The sequence below is a fragment of the Spirillospora sp. CA-128828 genome, assembly GCF_050945415.1.
GTDB lineage: Bacteria > Actinomycetota > Actinomycetes > Streptosporangiales > Streptosporangiaceae > Spirillospora.
Map to the genome: position 1 here is coordinate 4,553,689 of NZ_CP191986.1, position 24,011 is coordinate 4,577,699.

Annotated in this window: 20 protein-coding genes; 11 read left to right on the plus strand and 9 right to left on the minus strand. The window is 73.4% G+C overall.

The features are described from left to right. Nucleotides 1–927 carry a LysR family transcriptional regulator gene (locus ACQPXG_RS22345; RefSeq protein WP_433469645.1) on the plus strand — a complete coding sequence of 309 codons (927 nt, stop codon included), beginning with the start codon at nt 1–3 and terminating at the stop codon, nt 925–927. Here the strand turns inward: ACQPXG_RS22345 and ACQPXG_RS22350 are convergent. The 3 genes from ACQPXG_RS22350 to ACQPXG_RS22360 are packed head-to-tail and all read right to left on the minus strand — an operon-like array spanning nt 905 to nt 4,733. After that, entirely contained in the window at nt 905–2,047 is a 1,143-nt protein-coding gene (locus tag ACQPXG_RS22350; protein ID WP_433469646.1) for a Glu/Leu/Phe/Val family dehydrogenase, read from the minus strand. The genes ACQPXG_RS22345 and ACQPXG_RS22350 overlap by 23 nt on opposite strands. Further along, nucleotides 2,040–3,185: an NAD(P)/FAD-dependent oxidoreductase gene (locus ACQPXG_RS22355; protein WP_433469647.1), complete on the minus strand. Its 1,146-nt coding sequence runs from the start codon at nt 3,183–3,185 to the stop codon at nt 2,040–2,042. Before ACQPXG_RS22355 ends, ACQPXG_RS22350 begins: the two co-directional genes overlap by 8 nt. Before the next feature lie 9 nt (nt 3,186–3,194). After that, complete coding sequence (locus ACQPXG_RS22360) at nt 3,195–4,733, minus strand: aldehyde dehydrogenase family protein (protein ID WP_433469648.1); 1,539 nt, start codon at nt 4,731–4,733, stop codon at nt 3,195–3,197. A 214-nt stretch (nt 4,734–4,947) separates the two neighbouring features. Here ACQPXG_RS22360 and ACQPXG_RS22365 point away from each other — a divergent pair, with 214 nt between their 5' ends. Beyond that, nucleotides 4,948–7,074, plus strand: a complete 2,127-nt coding sequence (locus ACQPXG_RS22365; protein WP_433469649.1) for a thiamine pyrophosphate-dependent enzyme — start codon at nt 4,948–4,950, stop codon at nt 7,072–7,074. Here ACQPXG_RS22365 and ACQPXG_RS22370 read toward each other — a convergent pair. The 4 genes from ACQPXG_RS22370 to ACQPXG_RS22385 are packed head-to-tail and all read right to left on the minus strand — an operon-like array spanning nt 7,058 to nt 11,673. Further along, complete coding sequence (locus tag ACQPXG_RS22370; RefSeq protein WP_433469650.1) at nt 7,058–7,792, minus strand: ABC transporter ATP-binding protein; 735 nt, start codon at nt 7,790–7,792, stop codon at nt 7,058–7,060. The genes ACQPXG_RS22365 and ACQPXG_RS22370 overlap by 17 nt on opposite strands. Continuing rightward, on the minus strand, nt 7,789–9,561 hold the full coding sequence (locus tag ACQPXG_RS22375) for a branched-chain amino acid ABC transporter ATP-binding protein/permease (protein WP_433469651.1): 1,773 nt from the start codon (nt 9,559–9,561) through the stop codon (nt 7,789–7,791). The genes ACQPXG_RS22370 and ACQPXG_RS22375 overlap by 4 nt, the downstream gene beginning before the upstream one ends. Next, a complete protein-coding gene (locus ACQPXG_RS22380; protein ID WP_433469652.1) occupies nt 9,558–10,457 on the minus strand; it encodes a branched-chain amino acid ABC transporter permease in 900 nt (299 codons plus the stop codon). Before ACQPXG_RS22380 ends, ACQPXG_RS22375 begins: the two co-directional genes overlap by 4 nt. Before the next feature lie 10 nt (nt 10,458–10,467). Beyond that, complete coding sequence (locus tag ACQPXG_RS22385; RefSeq protein WP_433469653.1) at nt 10,468–11,673, minus strand: branched-chain amino acid ABC transporter substrate-binding protein; 1,206 nt, start codon at nt 11,671–11,673, stop codon at nt 10,468–10,470. A 160-nt stretch (nt 11,674–11,833) separates the two neighbouring features. On the opposite strand from ACQPXG_RS22385, the gene ACQPXG_RS22390 reads away from it, so the two are divergent. The 9 genes from ACQPXG_RS22390 to ACQPXG_RS22430 all read left to right on the plus strand — a co-directional run bounded on the left by ACQPXG_RS22390 (nt 11,834) and on the right by ACQPXG_RS22430 (nt 21,436). Further along, complete coding sequence (locus ACQPXG_RS22390) at nt 11,834–12,811, plus strand: ornithine cyclodeaminase family protein (RefSeq protein WP_433469654.1); 978 nt, start codon at nt 11,834–11,836, stop codon at nt 12,809–12,811. Nucleotides 12,812–12,905: 94 nt separating this feature from the next. Further along, nucleotides 12,906–13,496: a helix-turn-helix domain-containing protein gene (locus ACQPXG_RS22395; protein WP_433469655.1), complete on the plus strand. Its 591-nt coding sequence runs from the start codon at nt 12,906–12,908 to the stop codon at nt 13,494–13,496. 90 nt (nt 13,497–13,586) lie between these two features. After that, nucleotides 13,587–14,744: an NAD(P)/FAD-dependent oxidoreductase gene (locus ACQPXG_RS22400; protein WP_433469656.1), complete on the plus strand. Its 1,158-nt coding sequence runs from the start codon at nt 13,587–13,589 to the stop codon at nt 14,742–14,744. After that, the gene (locus ACQPXG_RS22405; protein WP_433469657.1) at nt 14,741–15,007 is read left to right on the plus strand and encodes a (2Fe-2S)-binding protein; all 267 of its coding nucleotides are present in this window, start codon (nt 14,741–14,743) and stop codon (nt 15,005–15,007) included. Before ACQPXG_RS22400 ends, ACQPXG_RS22405 begins: the two co-directional genes overlap by 4 nt. Before the next feature lie 152 nt (nt 15,008–15,159). After that, nucleotides 15,160–16,512 (plus strand): NAD(P)/FAD-dependent oxidoreductase, encoded by a 1,353-nt coding sequence (locus ACQPXG_RS22410; RefSeq protein WP_433469658.1) that lies wholly within the window; start codon nt 15,160–15,162, stop codon nt 16,510–16,512. Further along, nucleotides 16,509–17,438 carry a dihydrodipicolinate synthase family protein gene (locus tag ACQPXG_RS22415; protein WP_433469659.1) on the plus strand — a complete coding sequence of 310 codons (930 nt, stop codon included), beginning with the start codon at nt 16,509–16,511 and terminating at the stop codon, nt 17,436–17,438. The genes ACQPXG_RS22410 and ACQPXG_RS22415 overlap by 4 nt, the downstream gene beginning before the upstream one ends. Next, nucleotides 17,438–18,439, plus strand: coding sequence for a proline racemase family protein (locus tag ACQPXG_RS22420; RefSeq protein WP_433469660.1), 1,002 nt, complete (start codon nt 17,438–17,440; stop codon nt 18,437–18,439). The genes ACQPXG_RS22415 and ACQPXG_RS22420 overlap by 1 nt, the downstream gene beginning before the upstream one ends. Before the next feature lie 112 nt (nt 18,440–18,551). Continuing rightward, on the plus strand, nt 18,552–20,039 hold the full coding sequence (locus ACQPXG_RS22425; RefSeq protein ID WP_433469661.1) for an amino acid permease: 1,488 nt from the start codon (nt 18,552–18,554) through the stop codon (nt 20,037–20,039). Beyond that, nucleotides 20,036–21,436 (plus strand): aldehyde dehydrogenase (NADP(+)), encoded by a 1,401-nt coding sequence (locus ACQPXG_RS22430; protein WP_433469662.1) that lies wholly within the window; start codon nt 20,036–20,038, stop codon nt 21,434–21,436. The genes ACQPXG_RS22425 and ACQPXG_RS22430 overlap by 4 nt, the downstream gene beginning before the upstream one ends. Nucleotides 21,437–21,484: 48 nt before the next feature. Here the strand turns inward: ACQPXG_RS22430 and ACQPXG_RS22435 are convergent, their stop codons facing one another. Both ACQPXG_RS22435 and ACQPXG_RS22440 read right to left on the minus strand, forming a co-directional pair. Further along, nucleotides 21,485–22,864 (minus strand): NADP-dependent succinic semialdehyde dehydrogenase, encoded by a 1,380-nt coding sequence (locus ACQPXG_RS22435; protein WP_433469663.1) that lies wholly within the window; start codon nt 22,862–22,864, stop codon nt 21,485–21,487. An 83-nt stretch (nt 22,865–22,947) separates the two neighbouring features. Continuing rightward, the gene (locus ACQPXG_RS22440) at nt 22,948–23,967 is read right to left on the minus strand and encodes a lactonase family protein (RefSeq protein ID WP_433469664.1); all 1,020 of its coding nucleotides are present in this window, start codon (nt 23,965–23,967) and stop codon (nt 22,948–22,950) included. Nucleotides 23,968–24,011 lie beyond the last annotated feature (44 nt).

Below are 24,011 nucleotides of genomic sequence, written 5' to 3' on the forward strand. Positions count from 1 at the left end.
ATGATCAGTCCCCTGCACATCCAGACGGTGCGCGAGGTCGTGCGCACCGGCTCGTTCGCGGACGCGGCCCGCAACCTCGGGTACACCGCGTCCGCCGTCTCCCAGCAGATCGCCGCACTGGAACGCGCCTGCGGCCTGGTGCTGTTCGAGCGCCGGGCCCGCAGCGTGCGGCCGACCAGCGCCGCGTTCCTCATGGTCAGCAAGGGCAACGACGTGCTGTCGGCGCTCGACACCCTGGAACGCGAGCTGCGCACGGTCGCCAGCGGCGAGCGCGGGGCGCTGCAGCTCGGCAGCTTCCCGACCGCCAGCGCCCGCATCCTGCCGCGGGTGCTGGCGGAGCTGTCCCGGATCCGCCCCGGCATCGACATCACGCTGTCGGAGGGCGAGCCGGACGAGTTGCTGCCCGAGCTGCTCGACGGCGATCTCGACCTCCAGCTCGTCTACCGGTACGACCTGTTCCCGCGAACCTGGCCCGACCAGATCGTGGAGGCACCGGTGATGGACGAGAACCTGGTGCTGTGCGTGCCGGAGGAGCATCCCCTCGCCGCCGGACGGACGGTCCGGCTGCGTGACCTGCGGTCGGAGACGTGGATCGCGAGCCGCCCCGAGAGCTCGGGCGCGCAGGCCCTGCTGCGGCTGTGCAGCACCGCGGGGTTCACCCCCAACATCGCGTTCCGCAGCAACGACTACGCCGTGGTCTGCGGTCTGGTCGGGTGCGGTCTCGGCATCGCGCTCGTCCCGGCGCTCGGCTGCGTGCCCGCGCCGGGGCTGAGGATGCTCCGGCTCAGCCGCCGCAGCCCGCAGCGGCACGTGACGGTGCTGCGCCGCTCCACCAACACCAACCCGCTCGTCAAGGACGCGATGCGCGGCCTCAGCGAGGTCGCCCGCTGCGTGCAGGCGGAGATCAGCGGCGCAACCGGCCCTTGAGCTCCATCGCGGCCCGGACGCGTTCCTGCGCCAGCGCGACCGCGGCCCGGTGCGTCGTCGTGCCCTGCGCGCGGGCCGCGTCGAGGACCTTCTCCGTGTTCTCCCGCATCTTCGCCGAGACCGCCGCGAACACCGCGTCCGGGTCGGGACGGAACGCCGAGTAGCGGGCGTCCATCGCGAAACCCGCCGCGACGACGCCGCCCGCGTTCGCGACGAAGTCCGGCACGACCGTCACGCCGCGCTCGGCGAGCACGCGCTGCGCGCCCGGCCCGGTGGGCAGGTTCGCGCCCTCCACCACGATCTTCGCCCGGACGTTCGCGGCGACCTTCTCGTCGATGACGTCCTGCAGCGCGGCGGGGACGAGGACGTCCGCCGGGACGAGCAGCTCCGCCCCCGCCTCCAGGAGCCTCCCGCCGTACTCCTTCACGGCCGCGTCGCCCGCTTCGGTGCGCAGGTCGAGGAGCCGCCCGACGTCGAGGCCGTCGGGGTCGTGCAGCGCTCCGTGGACGGTCGAGACGGCCACGATGGTCGCGCCCAGCTCGGCCAGGCGCCGGGCCGCCGCGTGCCCGACCGCCCCGAACCCCTGCACCGCGACCCGCGCGCCCCGCAGGGACGTCCCGGCGTGCCGCGCCGCGGCGTCGGCGGCCTCCGCGACCCCGTGGCCGGTCACGCCCAGCTCGTCGTACGGCATCCCGCCGAGGGCGTGCGGGGTTCCGACGGCCGCGCCCCGGTCGTCCAGCTCGTCCTGGACGACCGCCGCGTCCCGCTCGGACAGCCCCATGTCGAGGCCCGCGACGTACCGGCGGGGGATCTCCTGCGACAGCGCCCGGACGAACGACCGCAGGATCGCCTCCCGGTCCGGCGACCCGGGATCGGCCATGATCCCGGCCTTCGCACCGCCGAAGAACAGGTCGACGCCCGCCCACTTGTAGGTCATGACCCGCGCGAGCCGCGCCACCTCCGCGACCGTCACCGACGGGCTCATCCGCATGCCGCCCTTGCCCATGCCGCGGGCGGTGTTGTCGATGACGAGGACGCCGCGCATCCCGGTCCGGGTGTCGGAGACGCAGACGACCCGTTCGGGGCCCCACTCGTCCATCAGCGCGAGCACGTCAGACACAGTTGATCTCCGGGCGGAGGACGTCGCCGGCGAAACGCGCGGCGTGCAGGGGAGCGATGTCGGTGAACGGGACGCGGCCGAGGTACAGGTCGCGGACGACCTCGCCGACGGCCGGGCCTTGCAGGAAGCCATGCCCGGAGAAGCCCGTCGCGTACAGGAACCGGGACACGTTCCCGTCCTCTCCGATGAGGGCGTTGTGGTCCGGCGTGACCTCGTACAGGCCCGCCCAGCCGCCGGTCAGGCCCACGTCGAGGAGCCGGGGCGCGCGGGCCCCGATCGCCTCGGTGAGCCGGGGGAGCCACGCGTCCGAGCGGCTCAGGAGGAAGCCCGGACGCTCGTCCGGGTCGGACATGCCGAGCATCAGGCCCGCGCCTTCGGCGTGGAAGTAGAACGACGTCGTGAAGTCGATCGTCATCGGGACGGGGCGGGGGAGGTCCGGAATCGGCTCGGTGAAGACGATCTGGCGCCGCAGCGGCTCCACCGGGAGATCGACGCCCGCCATCGCGCCGACCGCCGCCGACCAGGGCCCGGCCGCGCAGACGACGGCGGACGTCCGGATGCGGCCCTGCGACGTCCGGACGGCCACGATCTCGCCGCCGTCCGTATCGATGCCGGTGACCGCGCAGCGGGTCCGGATGGCCGCACCGTGCCGCCGCGCGCCGGTCGCGTACCCGAGGACGACCGACTCGGGCGTGCAGTGCCCGTCGTCGGGGGAGAACGCGGCGGCCAGCAGCCCGTCCGCGTCGATCAGCGGGGACAGCCGGCGCGCCTCCGCCACCGAGATCATCCGGCTCGGCACGCCCAGCTCGTTCTGCAGGGCCACGCTCGCCTCGAACGACGCGACGTCCTCCGGCCGCGACAGCAGGAAAAGATACCCCACCTGGTGCAGGTCGATCTCCTGGCCGGGGCGGTCGGGGAACCGCGTGAACGCCTCCAGGCTGCGGGCGCCGAGCCTGATGTTGACCTCGTCGGAGAACTGGGCGCGCACGCCGCCCGCCGCCCTGCACGTCGACCCGGAGCCCAGCTCGTCCCGTTCGAGGAGGACCACGCGCCGGACCCCGGCCTCGGCGAGATGGAACGCGATGCTCGTCCCCATGACGCCGCCGCCGATGACGACGACCTCCGCCTCGCTCTCCACGCGTCCCCCTTACAGCCGGAAGCCCAGGTCGGGGCTGATCTCAAGGACGTCCATCTGTGCCTTCTGCAGCCTTCCCGAGGTGTCCCAGTTCATGGACTGCCAGCGGGTGAACTGGTCCAGCACCCACACACCCGACTGGCGGCTGCCGTTCCCCGAGCGTCCGTTCCCGCCGAAAGGCAGGTGCGCCTCCGCGCCGGACGTGGAGTTGTTCACGCTCACCATCCCCGCCGATATCCGCCGCCGGAACGCGAAGACCTTCGCCGGGTCGGTGGTGTAGATCGACGCCGACAGGCCGTAGCCGGGGGCGTTGGCGAGGGCGATCGCCTCGTCCATCGTCCGGTACGAGGCGACTCCGATGATCGGGCCGAACGTCTCGTTCATGAACAGCTCGTCGCCCGTGCCGACCCCGTCCACGATCACCGGGTGGTAGAACAGCCCCGCCGCGGGGTCCCCGGCGAAGCCCTCGCGCGGGTCTGCGGCGGTGATCCGCCCGGTCGCGGTCGATCCGTGCACGGTGTGGCCGGGCCCGATCCAGCCGAGGACCTTCTCGAACCCGTCCGCGAACCGCTCGCTGATCAGCGGGCCGAACAGGACGTCGCCCGCCGGGTCTCCGACGACCGCGGCGCGCGTCGCCTCGTCCAGCAGCCGGACGAACTCACTGTGCACCGACTCGTGGACGATCGCCGTCCCGAGGGACGTGCAGCGCTGCCCGGCCGTCCCGAACCCCGAGAACAGGGCGCCCTCGACGGCGAGCGGCAGGTCCGCGTCCTCGGTGACGACCATCGGGTTCTTTCCGCCGAGCTCCAGGCACGGCGTCTGGAGGTGGCGGCCGCACAGCTCGCCGATCCGCGACCCGACCTCGGTGGAGCCGGTGAAGCCGACCTTGTCGACGAGCCCGTCGGCGAGGGCCTGCTCAAGGCCGCGGAACGTCTCCGGCCCGTCCGCGTACACGACGTTGAGGACGCCGTCCGGCAGCCCGGCGTGGGCGAACAGGTCGTGGAACGCGTCGGCGCACGCCGCCGCGTACTCGGCGGGCTTCCACACCACGGTGTTCCCGCACAGCAGCGCCGGGACGATGTACCAGGACGGCACCGCGACCGGGAAGTTGCCCGCCGTGATGACGGTGACGACGCCGACCGGGTCCCGGAACGTGAACAGCTGCTTGTCGGGCATCTCGGACGGCACGGTCTGCCCGTACAGCCGCCGCCCCTCCCCGAGGAAGAACGCGCACGTGTCGGCGATCTCCTGGACCTCGCCGAGCGCCTCGGCGTACGGCTTGCCGACCTCCCGGGTCACGACGCGGGCGAGCGCCGCCTTGTTGGCCTCGACGAGCCGGCCGATCGCGGCGACGACCTGCCCGCGGACGGGCGCCGGCACGTCCCGCCAGGCGTCCTGCGCCGCGCGGGCGGCCCGGCAGGCCCGGACGACGTCGCCGGCGTCCGCGAGGGACACCTCGGCGACCGTCTCGGACGTGCGGGACGGGTCGGTGGAACGGTACGAGCGCGGCCCCGCCGGGATCCGGGCGCCGCCGATGACGGAGGTGAGCACGGTTCCCAGCCTGAACGGACCACCGCGCCCGAGCCAAGATCGGGCAGAACACGGCTTCCTTACCGAGAGGCCAAGCCCGGCTGAGCCTCTTCCGGGGACGTCGTTAAGCGATCCTTGGCCAACTCCCAACCGGTTCGCGGCCTCCCGCGGCTTGGCCCGGCCGGTGGCCGCGTCCGATGCTCGACAGGCGTCCCCGTTCCGTGCAGGAGCCCCTATGGCCGAACCCGCCGACGTCCATTTCCTGGAGACGGCCGCGTCCCTCGAAGGGTCCGGCACGCCCGCCCCGCCCGGCGTGCTGAGCGACGAGCGCTGCCTGGAGCTTTTCGACGCGCAGCTCGGCAGTCGGCATCTGGATCTCGCGGCCCGCCACCTTCAGGCCCAAGGCCAAGGCTTCTACACGATCGGCTCCTCCGGCCATGAGGGGAACGCGGCGGTCGCCGCCGCGCTCCGCCCGGACGACCCGGCGCTCCTGCACTACCGGTCGGGCGCGTTCTTCCTGGAGCGCGCACGCCAGGTCCCTGGCCGGAATCCGCTGCGGGACGTGCTCCTCGGCCTGGTGGCGGCCGCCGAGGAACCCATCGCGGGCGGACGCCACAAGGTGTTCGGCAGCCATCCGCTGAACGTCATCCCGCAGACCTCCACGATCGCCTCGCACCTCCCGCGCGCGCTGGGCGTGGCCTTCGCGATCGAACGCGCCGCCCGGCTCGGTCTGGACTCGCCATGGCCGCGTGACGCCATCACCGTGTGCAGCTTCGGGGACGCCTCCGCCAACCACTCCACGGCCACAGGCGCCATCAACGCGGCGATCAACTGCGGCTTCCAAGGTCTGCCCTTGCCGCTCCTGTTCGTCTGCGAGGACAACGGGATCGGCATCAGCGTCCGCACGGCGCCCGGCTGGATCCACTCCGCCTACGGGTCGCGCCCCGGGCTCGCCTACTTCCACGCGGACGGCTGCGACCTCGCCGACGCCCACGCCGTGTCGGCGCAGGCGGCAGAATGGGTTCGCGAACATCGCCGCCCCGCTTTCCTGCACCTGCGCACGGTCCGCCTGATGGGCCACGCCGGGTCCGACGTCGAATCGTCCTACCGGACCCCTGCGGAGGTGGCGTCCGACCTGGAGCGCGACCCCTTGCTTCAGACCGCGCGCCTTCTCATCGACCGCCGCGCGGCGACGGCCAAGGACATCATCGACCTCTACGAGGCGAAACGCGCCGAGGTCATGGCCCTGGCCGACGAGATCGCCGGTGCCCCCCGCCTGTCGTCCGCCGCGGAGGTCATGGCGCCGCTCCGGTACACCGGCCTCCGCGGGGGAGCGGAGCAGGTGGCCGGGGACGGGGTGACGGTGGCGCAGGCGATCAACCGGACGCTCGGCGAGCTGCTGGACGAGCGCCCGGGAATGCTCGTCTTCGGTGAGGACGTGGCGCGCAAAGGGGGCGTTTACGGGGTCACGCGGGGGCTCATGAAGAGGGCTGGGGCGGCCCGGGTGTTCGACACGATCCTGGACGAGCAGTCGATCCTCGGCCTCGCGCTCGGGTTCGGGACGGCCGGGATGCTGCCCGTCCCGGAGATCCAGTACCTCGCCTACCTGCACAACGCCGCCGACCAGATCCGGGGCGAGGCGGCGACGCTGCCGTTCTTCTCCTCCGGGAGGTACCGCAATCCGATGGTCGTGCGGATCGCCGGATACGCCTACCAGAAGGGCTTCGGCGGTCACTTCCACAACGACAACGCCGTGGCGGCGCTGCGCGACATACCCGGGCTCGTCATCGCCTCACCGGCCCGTCCCGACGACGCGGCCGGGATGCTGCGCGCCTGCGTGGACGCCGCGGAAGGGGAGGGCCGCGTCTGCGTCATGCTGGAGCCGATCGCGCTGTATCACGTGCGCGACCTGCATGAGGACGGTGACGGCGGCTGGCTCGCCCCGGCCGGGGGAAGGGTACCGATCGGGCACGGCCGCACCTACGGTGACGGCGGCGATCTCACCATCGTCACGTTCGCCAACGGCCTGCGCATGAGCCTGCGGGCCGCCCGCCGCCTGGAGGCCAGGGGGGTCCGTTGCCGCGTGCTCGATCTGCGCTGGCTGGCCCCGATGCCCGTCGACGACCTGCTCCGCGAGGCCCGTGCCACCGGCGCCGTGCTGGTCGCGGACGAGACCCGCCGCACCGGCGGCGTGTCCGAGGGCGTCCTGACCGCACTCGCCGACGCCGGCTTCCAGGGACGGACGGCCAGGGTCGCCGGCAAGGACAGCTTCATCCCCCTCGGAGACGCCGCCTACCACGTCCTCCTGTCCGAGGACGCGATCGAAGAAGCGGCGCTGAAGCTCCTCACGTGGCCTCGATGACCGGGTCGCCGCCCAGGTAGGCGGCCTTCACCCGGTCGTCCTGGGCGAGCGCGGACGCCGCGCCGTCCAGGACGATCCGGCCGGTCTCCAGGACGTAGGCGCGGTCCGCGAGGCGGAGCGTCTGGTGGGCGTTCTGCTCGACGATCAGGATCGTGGTGCCCTGGTCGCGGATCTCCCGGACGACCCGGAGCACCTGTTGCGCCATCTGCGGCGCCAGCCCCATCGTCGGCTCGTCCAGCGCGAGGAGCCGGGGCCGCAGCATCAGCGCCCGGCCGATCGCGAGCATCTGCTGCTCGCCGCCCGACAGCAGCCCGGCGAGCTGCCCGCGCCGCTCGCCGAGGCGCGGGAACATCTCGTAGACCTCCTCCCGGCGGGCCGCGACCGCGGCCCGGTCCCGGCGCCGCAGATAGCCGCCGAGCAGCAGGTTCTCGGCGACGTTCAGCGCCGGGAACACGCGCCGGCCCTCCGGGACGTGCCCGAGTCCGGCCGCGACGATCTTGTGCGCGACGAGCCGGGTGATGTCGCGGCCGTCGAGCTCGACCCGCCCGGACCGGGCCCGGTGCAGGCCCGTGACCGTCCGGAGCGTGGTGGTCTTGCCGGCGCCGTTGCTGCCGAGCAGCGCGACGATCTCGCCCTCCCCGACCTCGAACGAGATCCCGGACAGCGCCTCGACCTGCCCGTACCGGCTGTGCAGGTCCGTCACCCGCAGGAGCGTCACCTGAGCACCTCCCTGACGAGGTCGGTCTCGGGGTCGTCCGGGACGCCGAGATAGGCGGCGATGACCCGCTGGTCCTCCTGGATCTCGGCGGGCGGGCCCACCGCGATCGTCCGCCCGTACTCCAGCACGGTCACGCGGTCGGAGATCGACATGACCAGCGCGACGTCGTGCTCGATCAGCACCACGGCGGTGCCGAGCGCGCTGATCCGGGCGATCAGCTCCATCAGCGCCCGCTTCTCGGTCGGGTTCGCGCCCGCCGCGGGCTCGTCCAGCAGCAGGACGCGCGGGTCCCCGGCGAGCGCCCGCGCGATCTCCAGCCGGCGCCGGTCGCCGTAGGCGAGCCCGCCCGCGGGACGGTCCGCCATGTCGAGGAGGCCGGCGAAGTCCAGGCAGCGGCGCACCGTGTCGAGGTCCGCGCGGGACAGCGGCCGCAGCAGGCCCCGGTCCCGCGCGAACCGGCCGACGAGGACGTTCTCCGCGACGGTCATCTCGTCGAACAGCCGGATGCTCTGGAACGTGCGGGCGAGCCCGGCGGCGGCGACCCGGTGCGGAGCCAGCCCGCGCACGTTCCGCCCGGCGAGCACGATGGTCCCGGCCGACGGCGGGATCATCCCGGTGATGCAGTTGAACGCGGTGGTCTTGCCCGCGCCGTTCGGGCCGATCACGCTGACGACCTGCCCGGCGTCCGCGCGGAGCCCGAGCCCGTCCACGGCGGTCACGCCGCCGAACGTCCTGGCCAGGCCGTCCACCTCCAGCAGCGTCCCCGCGGCGGCCGGGAGCTCCGGCGCGGGGCCCGCCGTCGCGGGGAGCCGGAGGCGGCGCGGCCGGTAGGGCCACACGCCCTGCGGCCGCAGGATCACGATCAGGATGAGCAGCAGCGCGAAGAACAGCCCCCGGTACTCCTGGACGGTCCGCAGCACCTCCGGCAGCGCGACGATCACGACGGCGCCGATCAGCACGCCCGGCCGGCTGCCCATCCCGCCGATGATCACCACGAGCAGGATCATCAGCGAGGTCAGGAACGTGAAGCTGGACGGGTCGACGGTGCCGAGCTGCGCGGCGTTCAGCGGGCCCGCGACCGCTCCGACCACCGCGCCGAGCACGTACGCGAGCAGCTTCACCCGCCGCGCCGGGACGCCGACCGCCTCGGCCGCGGTGTCGTCGGACCGGATGGCCCGCCACGCGTAGGCGAGCCGCGACCGGGCGAGCAGCGCCGTCGCGGCCAGCACGACGACGAAGAAGGCGAGCGCCAGGTAGAAGAAGTCCTTGGGCGTGACGATCTCCCGGCCGCCGATCGTCACCGGCGGGATCCCCGTCAGCCCGTTCGGGCCGCCGGTCACCTCCAGGTTCACCACGGTGATCCGGATGATCTCGCCGAAGCCGAGCGTGACGATGGCGAGGTAGTCGCTGCGCAGCCGCAGCGTCGGGTATCCGATCACGACCCCGGCGACCCCGGCGGCCGCCACCGCCACCGGCAGCGTCGGCCAGAAGCCCCACTCCAGCTTCAGCATCAGCAGGCCGGACGTGTAGGCGCCGATGGCGAAGAACGCCGCGAACCCGAGGTCCAGCAGCCCCGCGTACCCGACGACGATGTTGATGCCGAGCCCGAGGATCGCGTAGATCAGGATCGTCCCGGCGACGGTCAGCGCGTAGTCGTCGAGGGTCTGCCCGGCCACCAGCGCCACCACGACGAGCAGCGGCCAGCCGCCGTACCGGACGGCCGTCTCCCCCCGCGCGAGCCTCTGCCCGCCCACCGGCGCGCCCTTCATGCCCGCTCCACGACACGCTCGCCGAACAGGCCCGTGGGTCTCAGTGCCAGCACCGCGATGAGCAGCCCGAAGATGATGACGTCCGTCCAGCGGGACGAGACGTACCCGGCGGAGAACGACTGGACGAGGCCGATGCACACGCCCGCGACCATCGTCCCCGGCAGGTTCCCGATGCCGCCGAGCACCGCCGCCGTGAACGCGCGCAGCCCGATGAGGAATCCCATGCCGAAGCTGATCTGCACGTAGTAGAGCCCGTACATGACCCCGGCGGCGCCCGCCAGCATCGATCCGATGAAGAAGGTCGTCAGGATCAGCCGTTCGACGTTGATGCCCTGCAGCCGGGCGGCGTCGCGGTCCATCGCGAGGGCGCGCATCGCCGTCCCGGTCACGGTGCGGGTGACGAACAGCCAGAGCCCCGCCATCAGCGTCACCGACAGCACGACCAGCGTGAGCTGGCCCCAGGTGACGTGGACGGCGCCGCTGAAGATCCGGCCGCCGTCCAGCGCGTTCGGATAGGACTTGAACCGGGCGTCGGTGAGCACCTTCACGCCCTCCTCCAGCGCCAGCGAGACGCCGATCGCCGCGATGAGCAGCGCGAGGCGCGGGGACGACAGCAGCGGGACGTAGGCGGCCTTCGCGATCCCGGTGCCGACGACGCCGGTGGCCAGGGCGCCGACCACCACGGCGGCGATGATGGCGGGCAGCGCCATCCCGCCGGTCGCGCCGAGCGTGGTCAGCGTCCCGAACCCGGCGAACGCCCCGATCATGAAGATGTCGCCGTGCGCGAAGTTGATCAGTCGGACCACGCCGTAGATCATCGAGTAGCCGAGCGCGATCAGCGCGAGGAACGCCCCGATCGTCAGGCCGTTCACGAGGTACTGGACGAATTCGCTCATCGGGCCCTGATCAGGAGGTCTTGGCGTCCACCCAGGTGGCGCCGCTCTTGTCGAGCTTCTTGTAGGCGGTGAACGCGCCGTTCTGGACCTGGACGGTGATGTAGAGCGGGTCGGTCCGGTCGCCCTTATCGTCGAAGGTGATCGGCCCGGTGATGCCCGGGAAGTCCTTGATCTTGTGGAGGGCGTCGGTGATCGCCGTGCCCTTGGTGGACCCCGCGTCGTCGATGGCCTTCGCGACGACCTTGACCGCGTCGTACTCGTACACCGAGAACGGCCCGGGGTCGGCGTTGTTCGCGGCCTTGTACGCCGAGACGAACTTCGCGGCGGCCGGCAGGTCCTTGGCGAGCGGCGCGGTCGTGGCGATGTAGCCGTCGGCCGCCGAGCCGGCGGTCTTCAGCACGGTCGAGTCGGTCGTCGCGTCCCCGCCCATCAGGGTGAACTTCAGCCCGAGCTGCTTGCGCTGCTTCATCAGCAGGCCGGCCTCGGCGAAGTAGCCGGTGAAGTACAGCACGTCCGGCCTGGTCGAGGCGATCTTCGTGAGGACCGGGCTGTAGTCGGACTGGCCGGGCTGCAGCGCGTCCTCGTAGACGACCTGCCCGCCCGCCTGCTTCACCGAGTTCGCCGCCGCGTCCGCGAGGCCTTTGGCGTAGGTCGTGTTGTCGTGCAGCAACGCGATGCGCTTGGCGCCGAGCGGCCCGGTCATGAACTTGGCCGCCACCAGGCCCTGGTTGTCGTCCCGCCCGCAGGTGCGGAAGACCTTGCCCTTGCCGGTGTCGGTGAGGGACGGGTTGGTGGACGCGTCCATCACGAACGGCACGCTGCGCCGCCCGTAGATCGGGATGGCGGGCACCGCGGCGCCCGAGCAGTAGCCGCCGGCGACCGCCACGACCTTGCTGTTGAGCAGCTTCTGCGCGGCCTGCGCGCCCTGCTGGGCGCTGCACTGGTCGTCCGCCTCGACGATCTGGATCTTGCGGCCGTCCACCCCGCCGGCCTTGTTGATCTCGTCGGCGGCGACCTTGGCCGCGGCGAGGATGTCCTGCCCGGCCGAGGCCGAGTCGCCGCTCAGCGGTGCCGGGACACCGATCTTGATGGCGCCGGAGCCGCCGGAGTCGTTCGAGCCGCAGGCCGCGGCGAGCGGGACGAGCAGCAGGCCGGCGCCCGCCGCGGTGCACAGGCGGAACCGGCGTCCGCGGTCCCGCGGTGTCAGTGGGGTCATCGGCGGCTCTCCGTCGCTCGTCGTCCGGGATGGTGAAAGCCTGAAACGTCGGGGCACGGGCGTCGAGACGGGCAAGCATGCGATCTCATGTAGTGATCGGTAAGCACCGCTTGCCCTTTCGGTCTCGACAGCGCGGCGGCGGGCTCGCGAGGATCTCCCCATGGCCGGTGTCCTGCTGCTTTCCGCGGCCGATGTGCGCGCGGTGTTCGACCTGCCCGCCGCGATCGCCTCGCAGCGGGCCGCGTTCGGCGCGCTCGGCCGCGGGGAGGCGGGGCTCGCGCCCCGGGTGCTGCTGGACGGCCCGGACGGCGACGTCGCGTTCAGCTACGTCTCCCGGCTGCCCGGCACGGGAGCGGTCGCCAAGTTCGGCAGCGTCAACCCCGGGAACGCGGCGCGCGGCCTTCCGACCGTGGCCGCGCTCGTCACCGTCCAGGACCCGGTGGACGGCCGGCCCGTCGCGATCATCGAGGGCGAGGCCGTGACGACGCTGCGCACGTCGGCGGCGAGCGCGGTGGCCGCCGGCCATCTCGCGGTGCCGGACGCGTCCCGGCTCGCGGTGATCGGCTGCGGCGTCCAGGGCCGCGCGCACGTCCGGGCGATGGCGATGGTCCGCCCCATCGGCCTGGTGACGATGGCCTGCCGTCATCCGGAGACCTGCACTGCGGCCTCCGAGCTCTCGCGCGAACTGGAGATGCCGGTCGAGGCGGCGGCATCCGCCCGCGCGGCCGTCGAAGGCGCGCAGATCGTCGTCACCGCCACCACCAGCCCGGAACCGGTGGTTCTCGGCTCCTGGCTCGACCCGGGCTGCACGGTCGTGAGCGTCGGCTCCTTCGCCCCGGACCGGACGGAGGTGGACGGCGAGACCCTCACCCGGGCCGCGTCCGTCGTGGTGGACGACGTGACGACCGCGCTGGACCACGCCGGCCCTGTGGTGGCCGCCGTCCGCGCCGGCGTCCTGAACCCGGACGAGGTCCGTCCGCTCGGCCCCATCGTCGCCGGTCTCGCCACCGGACGTGAATCCGCCGCCGACATCGTCTTCTACAACAGCGTCGGTCTCGGCGTGCAGGACGCCGCGGCGGCCGCCGTCATCGTCGACCGTGCCCGGGACGTCGGTGCCGGCAGGCTCGTGGACCTCTGACGCGTCCGCCGCCGAGTACACTGGCCGTTCGATACAGCGAACGTGGCGGGCGACGGAGCGAGGGGCGGCGAGCGTGGGCGCGTCAGGGGAATCGGTGCGGGACGTGCTGGCCGGCAACCTGCGCCGGGCGCGGCTGGAACTCGGCCTGTCGCTGTCCGAGCTGTCCCGCCGCTCGAAGATCGGCAAGGCCACCCTCTCCCAGCTGGAGGCGGGGGCGGGCAATCCCACGATCGAGACGGTGTTCAGCCTGTCCCGCGCGCTGGAGGTCCCCATCTCCGACCTGCTGGACCACCAGGAGCGGTCCGGCCTCACGGTGGTCCGCGCCGCCGAGGTGGAGGTGCTTCGGGGCGAGGGCGTCGACCTGCGGCCGCTGCGCGGCATCGAGTCCGGCGGCGCCATGTTCGAGGTGTACGACCAGCAGGTCAGGGCCGGTCGGCGGCAGGACTCGCTCGGCCACGTCGGGACCGAGCACACGATCGTCCAGGCCGGGCGGCTCGCCGTTCGGGTGGACGACCGGGACGTGGAGCTCGGGCCCGGCGACTACGTCAGCTTCGACGCGCGGCTCCCGCACAGCTACAGCGCCGCCGGTGGGACCGTCCGCTCCGTGCTTCTCCTGCAATACGACGCTGACCAGCGGCTTCACGCGTCGCCCGCGGCTCCGTCGCATCTGGTCGAAACGCCCTGAAGCCGGCACCGGCGACTCGTTGACATCACGCGCGGCGCGCGCTTACGCTCGGTATCGTTCGGTTTAACGAACGATGAACGGGAGGGGTGTATGCGGGTCGTGGTGCTTGGCGCCGGGATCGTCGGCGCGGCCTGCGCCCGCGAGCTGGCCCTCGCGGGCTGCGCGGTCACCGTCGTCGACCGCGGCGGCCCCGCCGCCGGGACCACGGCCCATGGCGAAGGCAACGTCCTGGTCTCCGACAAGGGGCCGGGCCCTGAGCTGGAACTGGCGAAGCTGTCCCGTGAGCTGTGGCCCGCGATCCTGGACGGCGACCCGAACGCCGCAGGCGTCGAATGGGACGCCAAGGGCGGCATCGTCGTCGCGACCACCCCGGCAGGCGCCGGCGCGCTGGAGGAGTTCGCCGACGGCCAGCGCAAGGCCGGGGTCGCGGCCGAGGATCTCGACGCGGCCGCCCTCGCCGCCGCCGAACCCCAGCTCACCAGGGAGTTCACCAAGGCCGTCCACTATCCCGAGGACGCGCAGGTCCAGCCCGCCGGCGCGGCCACCGCCCTACTGGCCGCCGCCGTGCGCGCCGGTGCCGTCGTGCGCACCGGATGCGAGGTGCTCGGTGCGATCAGCAGCGGCGGCCGCATCACCGGCGCCCGGACCTCCGGCGGGACGATCGGCGGCGACGCCTTCGTCAACGCGGCCGGCCCATGGGCGGGACAGGTCGCCCGGCGGCTCGGCGTCCGGCTGGACGTCCGGCCCCGCCGCGGCGAGGTCCTGGTGACCGCGCCGATGCCGCCGACCGTCTTCCACAAGGTCTACGACGCCGACTACGTGGGCGCCGTCGGCAGCGGCGCCGGGGAACTGCAGGCGTCCGCCGTCGTCGAGTCGACCCGCGCCGGGACGATCCTGCTCGGCTCCTCGCGCCGCCGCGTCGGTTTCGACGACCGGATCCGTCCCGAAGTGCTGTCGGTCATCGCGGCCAAGGCGCTGCGGCTGTTCCCGTCGCTGGCCGGCGTGCCCGTGATGCGGGCCTACGGCGGGTTCCGCCCCTACGTTTCCGACCACCTGCCCGTCATCGGCGCCGACCCGCACCTGGACGGCCTGTGGCACGCCACCGGGCACGAGGGGGCCGGGATCGGCCTCTCCACCGGGACCGCCGCCGTCCTGCGCGACCTGATGCTCGGCCGGGCGCCGGCGATCGACGCGGCCCCGTTCCGCGCGGACCGCCCGGCCGTCCAGACCGAAGGAGAGACCCCTTGAGCCCGCTGCGCATCACCGTGGACGGCGAACCCTTCACCGGCCGTGACGGCCAGACGATCGCCGGCGTGCTGCTGGCGTCCGGCCGCCGGGCTTGGCGGCGGGGCCCGTCCGGCGCGCCGCGCGGCGTCTTCTGCGGGATCGGCGTGTGCTTCGACTGCCTGGTCACCGTGAACGGCGTCAGGGACGTCCGGGCGTGCCGGCGCCGCGCCCACGACGGCGACGCCGTCACCACCCAGTCCCGCGCGGGCGAGGACGCCCGATGACCGCAGCGAAGCGAGGATCGTCGGGCGTCCGGGCCCGGGGGTCTGGGGGTCGCCCCCCCAGAAAGGTGGAGCCCGATGACCGCAGCGAAGCGAGGATCGTCGGGCGTCCGGGCCCGGGGGTCTGGGGGTCGCCCCCAGAAAGGCAGGGCCCGATGAGCCGGCACGTCGTCATCGCCGGGGCGGGGCCTGCGGGCCTGTGCGCGGCGGCCGGAGCGCTGCGCGCCGGCGCGGAGGTGACGCTGGTCGACGCCGCCGAGAGCCCCGGCGGCCAGATCCGTGCGTGGCGCGGCTTCGAACGGCTCCGCGACCACGTGCTCGGGCACCGGCGCTGCGACTGGTGGCCGGAGAGTTCGATCTGGTCGATCGAACGCGTCGAGGACGGCGCGCCCCACATTCACGTGCTGCGCGGCGAGATCGACGCGGCGGAACGGGACAGGCACGTCCTGCGACCGGACGCGCTGGTCCTCGCGCCCGGCGCGCACGACCGTGTCCTGCCGTTCCCCGGATGGGAGCTGCCCGGCGTCTCCACGGCCGGAGCGGCGCAGGCGTTCATGAAGGGGGAGGGCCTGGCCTTGGGCGACCGGACATTGATCGCCGGTTCCGGCCCGTTCCTCCTGCCGGTCGCCGCGACCCTGCTGGAGGCGGGGTCGCGCGTCCTGGCGGTGCTGGAGGCCAACCCCGCCGCGACCGTGGCGCGCGGCTGGACGCGCCGTCCCTGGGAGCTGGCCTCCCAGCCCGGGAAGGCCGCCGAACTCGCCGGGTACGCCGCGCTGCTGGCCCGGCACCGCGTCCCGTACCGGACGGGCCGCGCCGTGATCGAGGCCCGGGGCGACGGGCGCGTCGAGGAGGCGGTCACGGCGCGGCTCCGCCCGGACTGGTCGGTCGTCCCCGGCACCGAGCAGGTCATCGCGGTGGACGCGCTGTGCGTGACGCACGGATTCAGCCCGCGGCTCGAACTTCCCGTAGCGGCCGGGTGCCGGCTGCGCGCCGGCGCGTTCGTCGAGGTCGACGGCGACCAGCGCACCAGCGTCCCCGCCGTGTACGCGGCGGGCGAGATCACCGGGATCGCCGGAGCGCCGGCCGCCCGGACCGAGGGCCTCCTCGCCGGCTGGGCCGCCGGCGGCGGCTCCCCGGACGCCCCCGAGGCGATGGCCGCGCGCCGCCGCCGCGACCAGGCCCGCGCCTTCGCCGCGCGTCTCGCCGCCGCGCACCCGATCGGCGCGGCCTGGCCCGGATGGCTGCGGCCGGACACGATCGTCTGCCGCTGCGAGGACACCACCTACGGAACCCTGCGGCGCGCGGCCGGGCAGGACTCCGCGCACGCGGTGAAGCTCGCGACCCGCGCCGGCCTCGGCCCCTGCCAGGCCCGGATCTGCGGCCCCACGGTCGCCGAGCTCCGGTCGGACGGGAACCCCCACCACAGGCCGGTCGCCCAGCCGATCAGGCTCGGCGAACTTGCGAAACCCCCAGTTGAGAACCCCGGCAAGAAAGAGAGCGCCCGATGAGCGACAGCAAGCCCCAGAGCCTCGGCGGCGTCATCGTGGCGACGGCGCTGCCCTACCGCGAGGACGCCGCCGCCCCCGCCGGGCTCGCCGTCGACTACGACCGCTACGCCGAGCACTGCCGCTGGCTCGTCGGCAGCGGCTGCCGCGGCGTCGGCCCCAACGGCTCCCTTGGCGAGTACTCCTCGCTGACCGACGACGAGCGCCGCCGGGTCGCCCGCACCGCGGTCGAAGCCGTAGGCAGGGACGGCGTCGTCGTGGTCGGCGTGCACGGCCCCGGCTCCCACCAGGCCAGGCACTGGACGGAGATCGCCGCCGAGGACGGCGCGGACGGCGTCCTCTGCCTGCCGCCGACGATGTACCGGGCCAACCGCGGCGAGGTCATCGCGCACTACGAGGCGGTCGCGTCCGTCGGCCTGCCGGTCATGGTCTACAACAACCCGATCGACACGAAGGTCGACCTCACCCCGGACCTGCTCGCCGAGATCGCCCAGATCGACAACGTGGTGGCGGTGAAGGAGTTCTCCGGCGACGTGCGCCGCGTTCTGGAGATCAAGGAGAAGGCCCCGGGCCTGGAGGTCGTGGCGGGCGCCGACGACGTCACCCTCGAAGCGCTGCTGATGGGTGCGACCGGCTGGTTCGCGGGCTTCCCCAACGTGTTCCCCGCCGAGTCGGCGCTGCTCTACGAGCTGGCCACCACCGGGAGGCTGGCCGAGGCACTCGCGCTGTACGAGCCGCTCGTCGCAGCGTTCCGCTGGGACTCGCGGACCGAGTTCGTCCAGGCCATCAAGCTCGGCATGGAGCAGGTCGGCCGGTACGGCGGCCCCTGCCGCCCGCCGCGCGGCCCGCTCGTCCCCGAGCACCGCGCCGCCGTCACCGCCGACATGGCCCGTGCCATCGAGGCGCTCGCGCGGCGGCAGGCCGCCTGATGCGCTCGGCCCGGTCGATCACCGCGGTCGACTCGCACACCGAGGGGATGCCGACCCGCGTCGTCACCGGCGGGGTCGCGCCCATCCCGGGCGCCACCATGGCCGAACGCCGCCGGTACGCCGTCGAGCACCTGGACGGGCTGCGCCGCTTCCTCATGGACGAGCCGCGCGGCCACCCCGCGATGAGCGGCGCGCTGCTGCAGCCGCCCACCCGGCCGGACGCCGACTGGGGCGTCGTGTACATCGAGGTCAGCGGCTTCCTGCCGATGTGCGGGCACGGCACCATCGGCGTCGCGACCGTGCTGGTCGAGACCGGGATGGTGGAGGTGACCGAGCCGGAGACGATCGTGCGGCTGGACACCCCGGCCGGGCTCGTCGAGGCCCGGGTCGCCGTCCGCGACGGCGTCGCCGAGAACGTGACGCTCCGCAACATCGCCTCCTTCGCCCTCCGGCAGGACGCCGTCGTGGCCGTGCCGGGGCTCGGCGACGTCCGCTACGACATGGCGTACGGCGGCAACTTCTACGCCATCACCGGGCTGGAACCCCTCGGCCTGCCGTTCGACCGGGCCCGCAAGGACGACATCCTCGCCGCCGGGCTCGCGATCATGGCGGCGATCAACGAGACCGACCGTCCCGTCCACCCCGCCGACCCGCTGATCGGAGGCTGCAAGCACGTCCAGTTCCTCGCGCCCGGCTCGGACGCGAAGCACTCCCGCAACGCCATGGCGATCCACCCGGGCTGGTTCGACCGCTCGCCGTGCGGCACCGGCACCTCCGCCCGGATGGCGCAGCTCCACGCGCGCGGCGAGCTGCCGCTGCACACCGAGTTCGTCAACGAGTCGTTCATCGGCACCCGCTTCACCGGGCGCCTCGTCGGCACCGCCGAGGCCGGCGGCCTCCCGGCGGTGATCCCGGAGTTCACCGGGCGGGCATGGATCACCGGCACCGCCACCTACCTGCTCGACCCCGCCGACCCCTTCCCCGAGGGCTTCGTCCTCTAGACGCGGCCCTCCGGCCGGCTCGTCACGAGCCCTTCACGGCGGCCTGGCCGCCGCAATCACCACATTGGTAGTCCCCTGCACCCAGTCGGGAGGGACCTTCATGTCCCAAGCCATGCCGAAAACACGACCGCCCCGGGGTCCGGCCGGAACCGGGCTGTTCACCCGCGCGGGCGTCTTCCGCCTGAAGCCCGTCGACTCGTCGGAGGAGGAGACCGAGGGCGGCCTCCGCCGCACCATGGGGCTGTGGCAGCTCGTCGCGCTCAGCCTCGGCGGGCTGGTCGGCGCCGGCGTGTTCTCGCTCGCCGGCGTCGTGGCCCACGACGACGCCGGCCCAGGCGTGATGATCTCGTTCCTGATCGCCATCATCGCCAGCGCCGCCGCCGCGCTCTGCTACGCCGAGTTCGCCGGAACGATCCCGAAGGCAGGCTCCGCCTACACCTACTCCTACGCGGCGCTCGGCGAAGCGGTCGGCTGGGCGATCGGGTGGGACCTGCTGCTCGAGTACACCGCGATCGTCGCCGTCGTCGCGATCGCCATCTCCGGCTACCTGTCGTACATCCTCGACCAGGTCGGCCTTGACATCCCGCACTGGGCGCTCGGCGCGCCCGGCACCGGCGCCGGCCACAAGGTCGACCTGTTCGCGGCGCTGCTGTGCCTGCTGCTGGCCTTCGTGCTGTCGCGCGGGACGAAGGAGTCCGCGCGGTTCGAGACGATCCTCGTCGTGGTCAAGCTCGGCATCGTCGCGCTGGTGATCGTCGCGGGCGCGTTCCACGTCTCCGCCGGCAACTTCAGCCCGTTCCTGCCGTTCGGCATCGGCGGCGCCGTCACCGGCGCCGCCACCACGTTCTTCGCCGTGTACGGCTACGACGCGATGAGCGCGGCCGCGGAGGAGAGCGCCGAGGCCAAGAAGGTGCTGCCGAAGGCGATCGTCATCTCGCTGGCCATCGCCGCGGTCATCTACCTGCTGGTCTGCATCGTCCTGCTGGGCATGCAGGACTACCGGCACATCGACGTCAAGAGCCCGTTCTCCAGCGCGCTCGCCTCCGTCGGCCTGGCCGGCCTCGGAACCGTCGTCGCGGTCGGCGCCGTCGTCGGCATCACCACCTCCGCGCTCGCGAACATGCTGGCCGTGACCCGCGTCTGGTTCTCGATGAGCCGGGACGGCCTGCTGCCCGCCTACTTCGCCCGGAACCACCCGAGGCGGCAGGTGCCGACCCGCGTCATCTGGCTCGTCGGCGTCGGCTCGGCGGTCATCGCCGGATTCCTGCCGATCAAGGAGGCCGCCGACCTCACCAACATCGGCATCCTGATGGCGTTCATCGTGGTCGCGATCGCCGTGATGGTGATGCGCCGCACCCGCCCGGACCTGCCACGCTCGTTCCGCACCCCCTGGGTGCCGCTGGTGCCGCTGATCGGCATCGCCTTCTCGATCTGGCTCATCGCCAACCTCGACTGGATCACCTGGGTCCGGTTCGTGGTCTGGATGCTGCTCGGCCTGGTCGTCTACATCTTCTACGGGTACCGGAACTCGGTGGAGAACCGGGCCCCGGAAACCACCCGCACCGCCCCGGACCCCAAGGACGAAGGGAGCACGTCATGACACCGGACCAGGCCGTTTCCGCCGCCGTGTCCGCCGCGGCCGGCTGGGCCGCCGCCCCGCCCGCGGAGCGCGCCGGGCACCTGACCGCGATCGCGGACGCGCTGGAGGCCGCCCGTGCGGAACTGGTCGCGCTCGCCGACGAGGAGACCCGCCTCGGCGGGCCGAGGCTGAACGGCGAGCTGAGCCGGACCACGTTCCAGCTGAGGCTGTTCGCCGAGCAGGTGCTGGACGGCGCCTTCTACGACGCCCGGATCGACCGGCCGGATCCGGAGTGGCCTACCGGGCCCCGTCCCGACCTGCGCCGCTACCGGACGGCGGTGGGCCCGGTGCTGGTGTTCGCGGCGAGCAACTTCCCGTTCGCGTTCAGCGTCGCCGGCGGCGACACCGCGTCGGCGTGGGCGGCGGGCTGCCCCGTCGTGGTCAAGGCCCACCCCGGCCATCCCAGGCTGTCCCGCCGGACGGCCGAGGCGATCGCCGGGTCAGGGCTGCCCGCCGGCGTGTTCGGCCTGATCGAGGGCGAGGACGCGGGCGTCGCGGCGCTGCGGCACCCCGGCATCGCCGCCGCCGCGTTCACCGGCTCCCAGCGGGGCGGCCTCGCCCTCGCGAGGATCGCCGCGGAGCGTCCGGTGCCGATCCCGTTCTACGGCGAGATGGGCAGCGTCAACCCGTCCGTGGTGACGCCCGGCGCCGCCCGGGCCCGCGCCGAGGAGATCGCCAGGGGGTACACGGCGTCCCTCACCCTGGGCGCGGGCCAGTTCTGCACCAATCCCGGCCTGCTGTTCGCGCCCGCCGGGCTGCTGGAGGAGATCACCGCGCATCTCCGCGAGATCGCCGGCGCCCCGATGCTGAACGAGCGCATCAGGTCCGGGTTCCTGGCGGCGGCGGGCGCGCTGGGCGTGCGTCCCGGCGTGCGCCGTCTGGTGTGGCCGGACGACGAGATCTCGCCGGCGCCCCGCCTGCTCACCATGGATCTGGAGGCGTTCAAGGACGACGTCGACGCGGCGGGGGAGGAGTGCTTCGGGCCGATCGGCCTCGTCGTCACCTACGAACGGCTCGCCGACGTCGCGGACGTCCTCGCGGCCCTGCCCGGCCAGCTGACCACCTCGCTGCACGCCGAGCAGGACGAGACCGGCGACCTCCGGGCACTCGCCGCCGTGCTCGCCGACCGCAGCGGCCGCGTCCTGTGGAACCAGTGGCCCACCGGCGTCTCGGTCACGCACGCGATGCAGCACGGCGGCCCGTACCCCGCCACGACGGCGCCCGCCACCACGTCGGTCGGCACGGCCGCGATCGAGCGGTTCCTGCGGCCGGTCGCCTACCAGGGCTGGCCGCAGGACCTTCTGCCGCCGCCGCTGCGGGACGGAAATCCGTGGAAGGTCCCGCAGGCCGTCCGGTGACCGGGCCCGCCCGGTAGGAGCATGCGGTCCACGTGTCGCGGGGGAGGGTCAGCCGGCCCAGACGGTCTTGGCGTTGCAGAACGCGTGCAGGCCCTCCTCCGACAGCTCGCGCCCGTACCCGGAGCGCTTCACCCCGCCGAACGGGAGCTCGGGGTAGGACGTCACCATCCCGTTGATGAAGACCTGCCCGGCGTCCAGCTCGCGGACGAACCGTTCCCGCTCGACGTCGTCGCGCGTCCAGGCGTTGGAGCCGAGACCGAACCCCGTCGCGTTCGCGACCTCGACCGCCTCCGACACCCCGCGCACGCGGAACAGCGACGCGACCGGCCCGAAGACCTCCTCGTGGTACATGCGCATCTCGGGTGTCACGCCGGAGATCACGGTCGGCGGGTAGAACCAGCCGGGCCCGCTCGGGCGCTCGCCGCCGCACAGCACCGTCGCGCCCTTGGCCACCGCGTCGGCGACCAGCTCCTCGACGTCGGCGCGCCCGTCCTCGCTGACGAGGGGTCCGACGTCGGTGGAGTCGTCCATCGGGTCGCCGACCTTCTTCGCGCGCATGTTCTCGACGAAGAGCCGCTCGAACTCGTCCGCGCAGCCGGTGTCGGCGATGAACCGCTTCGCCGAGATGCAGCTCTGCCCGTTGTTGAGGCAGCGGGACTCCGCCGCCGTCCGCGCCGCCGCCTCGATGTCGGCGGACGGCATCACCACGAACGGGTCGCTGCCGCCCAGTTCCAGCACGGTCGGCTTGACCTCGTCCCCGGCGATCGCGGCGACCGACCGCCCCGCCGGCTCGCTGCCGGTGAGCGTCGCCGCCTTCACCCGCGGGTCGCGCAGCACCCGCTCGACCTTGGACGAGCCGATCAGCAGAGTCTGGAAGGCGCCCTCGGGGAAACCGGCGCGGCGGAACAGGTCCTCCAGGAACAGCGCCGTCTGCGGGACGTTCGAGGAGTGCTTCAGCAGCCCCACGTTCCCCGCCATCAGGCCCGGCGCGGCGAACCTGATCACCTGCCACAGCGGGAAGTTCCACGGCATGATCGCCAGCACCGGCCCGAGCGGCTGGTAGCGGACATAGGCGTCCCGCGCGCCCACCGCCGCCGCGTCGGCGGGACGCCGGTCGGCGAGGAACTCCGCCGCACGCCCGGCGTAGAACCGGCACGCCTTGGCGCATTTCTGCGCCTCCGCCCCGGCGGCCTTCAGCGTCTTGCCCATCTCCGTCGTCAGCATGGCGGCGATCTGGTCGGCCTCCCGGTCCAGGATGTCCGCCGCCGCGTTCATCCACTCCGCGCGCTGCTCCACCCCGGTCGTGCGGTAGGACGCGAACGTGTTCGCCGCCCGCGCGATGCGCCGGTCGACATCCTCGTCGGTCAGCGCGTCGAAGGTCTTCTCGACCTCGCCCGTCGCGGGGTTGGTCGTGGCGATCGTCGTCATGTCGGGATGCTCCCTGGGTGTCCGTCTTGTTCACCCGGGAGGTGCCCGTGGCGCGCTCCAGGAAACGCCTGCCGGGCCGCCGCTCAGGCGGGGATCACGCACACCGGGGAGGGGACGCGCAGCGGCGCCCCCGCCGGCACCGGGACACCGTCACCGCCGATGAGGAACGTCGCGATCGTGTCGCTCCGCTCGTTGGCCACATGCATCCACTCGCCGTCCACGTGCAGGTCGCGGGGCCAGTGACCGCCGGACGGGACGTCGGCGACCGGCTTGAGCGCCGCGCCGCCGTCGAGCACCCGGTGCGCCGTCACCACATCGGTCCCGCGCATCGACGTGTACACGTACCGGCCGCCGTCGCCGAGCTTGATCGCCGCGCCCTGCGCGCGGTCACCCGCCGGATCCGCCGTCGCGGGCGACTCCGCCACGGTCTCCAGCCTCGCGTACCCGTCCGCCGGCCGCAGCACCAGCACGGTCGTCGCCAGTTCGGTGAGCACGTGCACGTACCCGCCCGGGTGGACGGCCAGATGCCGCGGCCCGCACCCGGCCGGCAGGGCCGTCTCCCCGACGAGCCGCAGGACGCCGTCGTCGATCCGGAAGGACCGCACGAGATCCGCCCCCAGGTCGGTCGCGAGCACGGTGCCGTCCGGTGCGTGGGCGGTCGCGTGGGCGTGCGGGCCCTCCTGGCGGTCGGCCCTCGGCCCGCTCCCGTGCCCCTCGGCGACGGCGGGATCGCCGGTGAAACCGCCGTCCGGGCCGAGCGGGACGGCCCGGACCGTCCCGGACCCGTAGTCGGCGACGAGCAGATGGCCGCCGTCCGGTGCCACGGACAGATGACACGGCAGTGCCCCCGCCCGGCGCGTTCCGACCTGCCGCAGCCCTGAGCCGGTCACCTCGTAGGCGAGAACCCCGCCCCCGTCCTCCTCCCGCACCGCGTACAGGACGTTCGCCGCCGGATGGACGGCCAGGTACGACGGGCACACCGCCTCGGCGGCGAGCCCGGGGGCCTCCAGCGAGCCGTCCGCACGCCGCGCCACCCGGTAGATCCCGGCGCCGCCGCCGGCCTCTCCGGTGTACGTGCCCACCCAGAACGCCCGCTCGCTCACCCGGGACTCCCCTCGAAACGCGCTCCACCCGCCCTCGGACGGTC

Bases quoted from the DNA above. Each gene is read 5' to 3' on its own strand.
- ACQPXG_RS22345 (WP_433469645.1), top strand. From the start codon at position 1: ATGATCAGTCCCCTGCACATCCAGACGGTGCGCGAGGTCGTGCGCACC.
- ACQPXG_RS22365 (WP_433469649.1), top strand. From the start codon at position 4,948: ATGGCCGAACCCGCCGACGTCCATTTCCTGGAGACGGCCGCGTCCCTC.
- ACQPXG_RS22375 (WP_433469651.1), bottom strand. From the start codon at position 9,561: ATGAAGGGCGCGCCGGTGGGCGGGCAGAGGCTCGCGCGGGGGGAGACG.
- ACQPXG_RS22380 (WP_433469652.1), bottom strand. From the start codon at position 10,457: ATGAGCGAATTCGTCCAGTACCTCGTGAACGGCCTGACGATCGGGGCG.
- ACQPXG_RS22385 (WP_433469653.1), bottom strand. From the start codon at position 11,673: ATGACCCCACTGACACCGCGGGACCGCGGACGCCGGTTCCGCCTGTGC.
- ACQPXG_RS22390 (WP_433469654.1), top strand. From the start codon at position 11,834: ATGGCCGGTGTCCTGCTGCTTTCCGCGGCCGATGTGCGCGCGGTGTTC.
- ACQPXG_RS22400 (WP_433469656.1), top strand. From the start codon at position 13,587: ATGCGGGTCGTGGTGCTTGGCGCCGGGATCGTCGGCGCGGCCTGCGCC.
- ACQPXG_RS22410 (WP_433469658.1), top strand. From the start codon at position 15,160: ATGAGCCGGCACGTCGTCATCGCCGGGGCGGGGCCTGCGGGCCTGTGC.
- ACQPXG_RS22415 (WP_433469659.1), top strand. From the start codon at position 16,509: ATGAGCGACAGCAAGCCCCAGAGCCTCGGCGGCGTCATCGTGGCGACG.
- ACQPXG_RS22420 (WP_433469660.1), top strand. From the start codon at position 17,438: ATGCGCTCGGCCCGGTCGATCACCGCGGTCGACTCGCACACCGAGGGG.
- ACQPXG_RS22425 (WP_433469661.1), top strand. From the start codon at position 18,552: ATGCCGAAAACACGACCGCCCCGGGGTCCGGCCGGAACCGGGCTGTTC.
- ACQPXG_RS22430 (WP_433469662.1), top strand. From the start codon at position 20,036: ATGACACCGGACCAGGCCGTTTCCGCCGCCGTGTCCGCCGCGGCCGGC.
- ACQPXG_RS22435 (WP_433469663.1), bottom strand. From the start codon at position 22,864: ATGACGACGATCGCCACGACCAACCCCGCGACGGGCGAGGTCGAGAAG.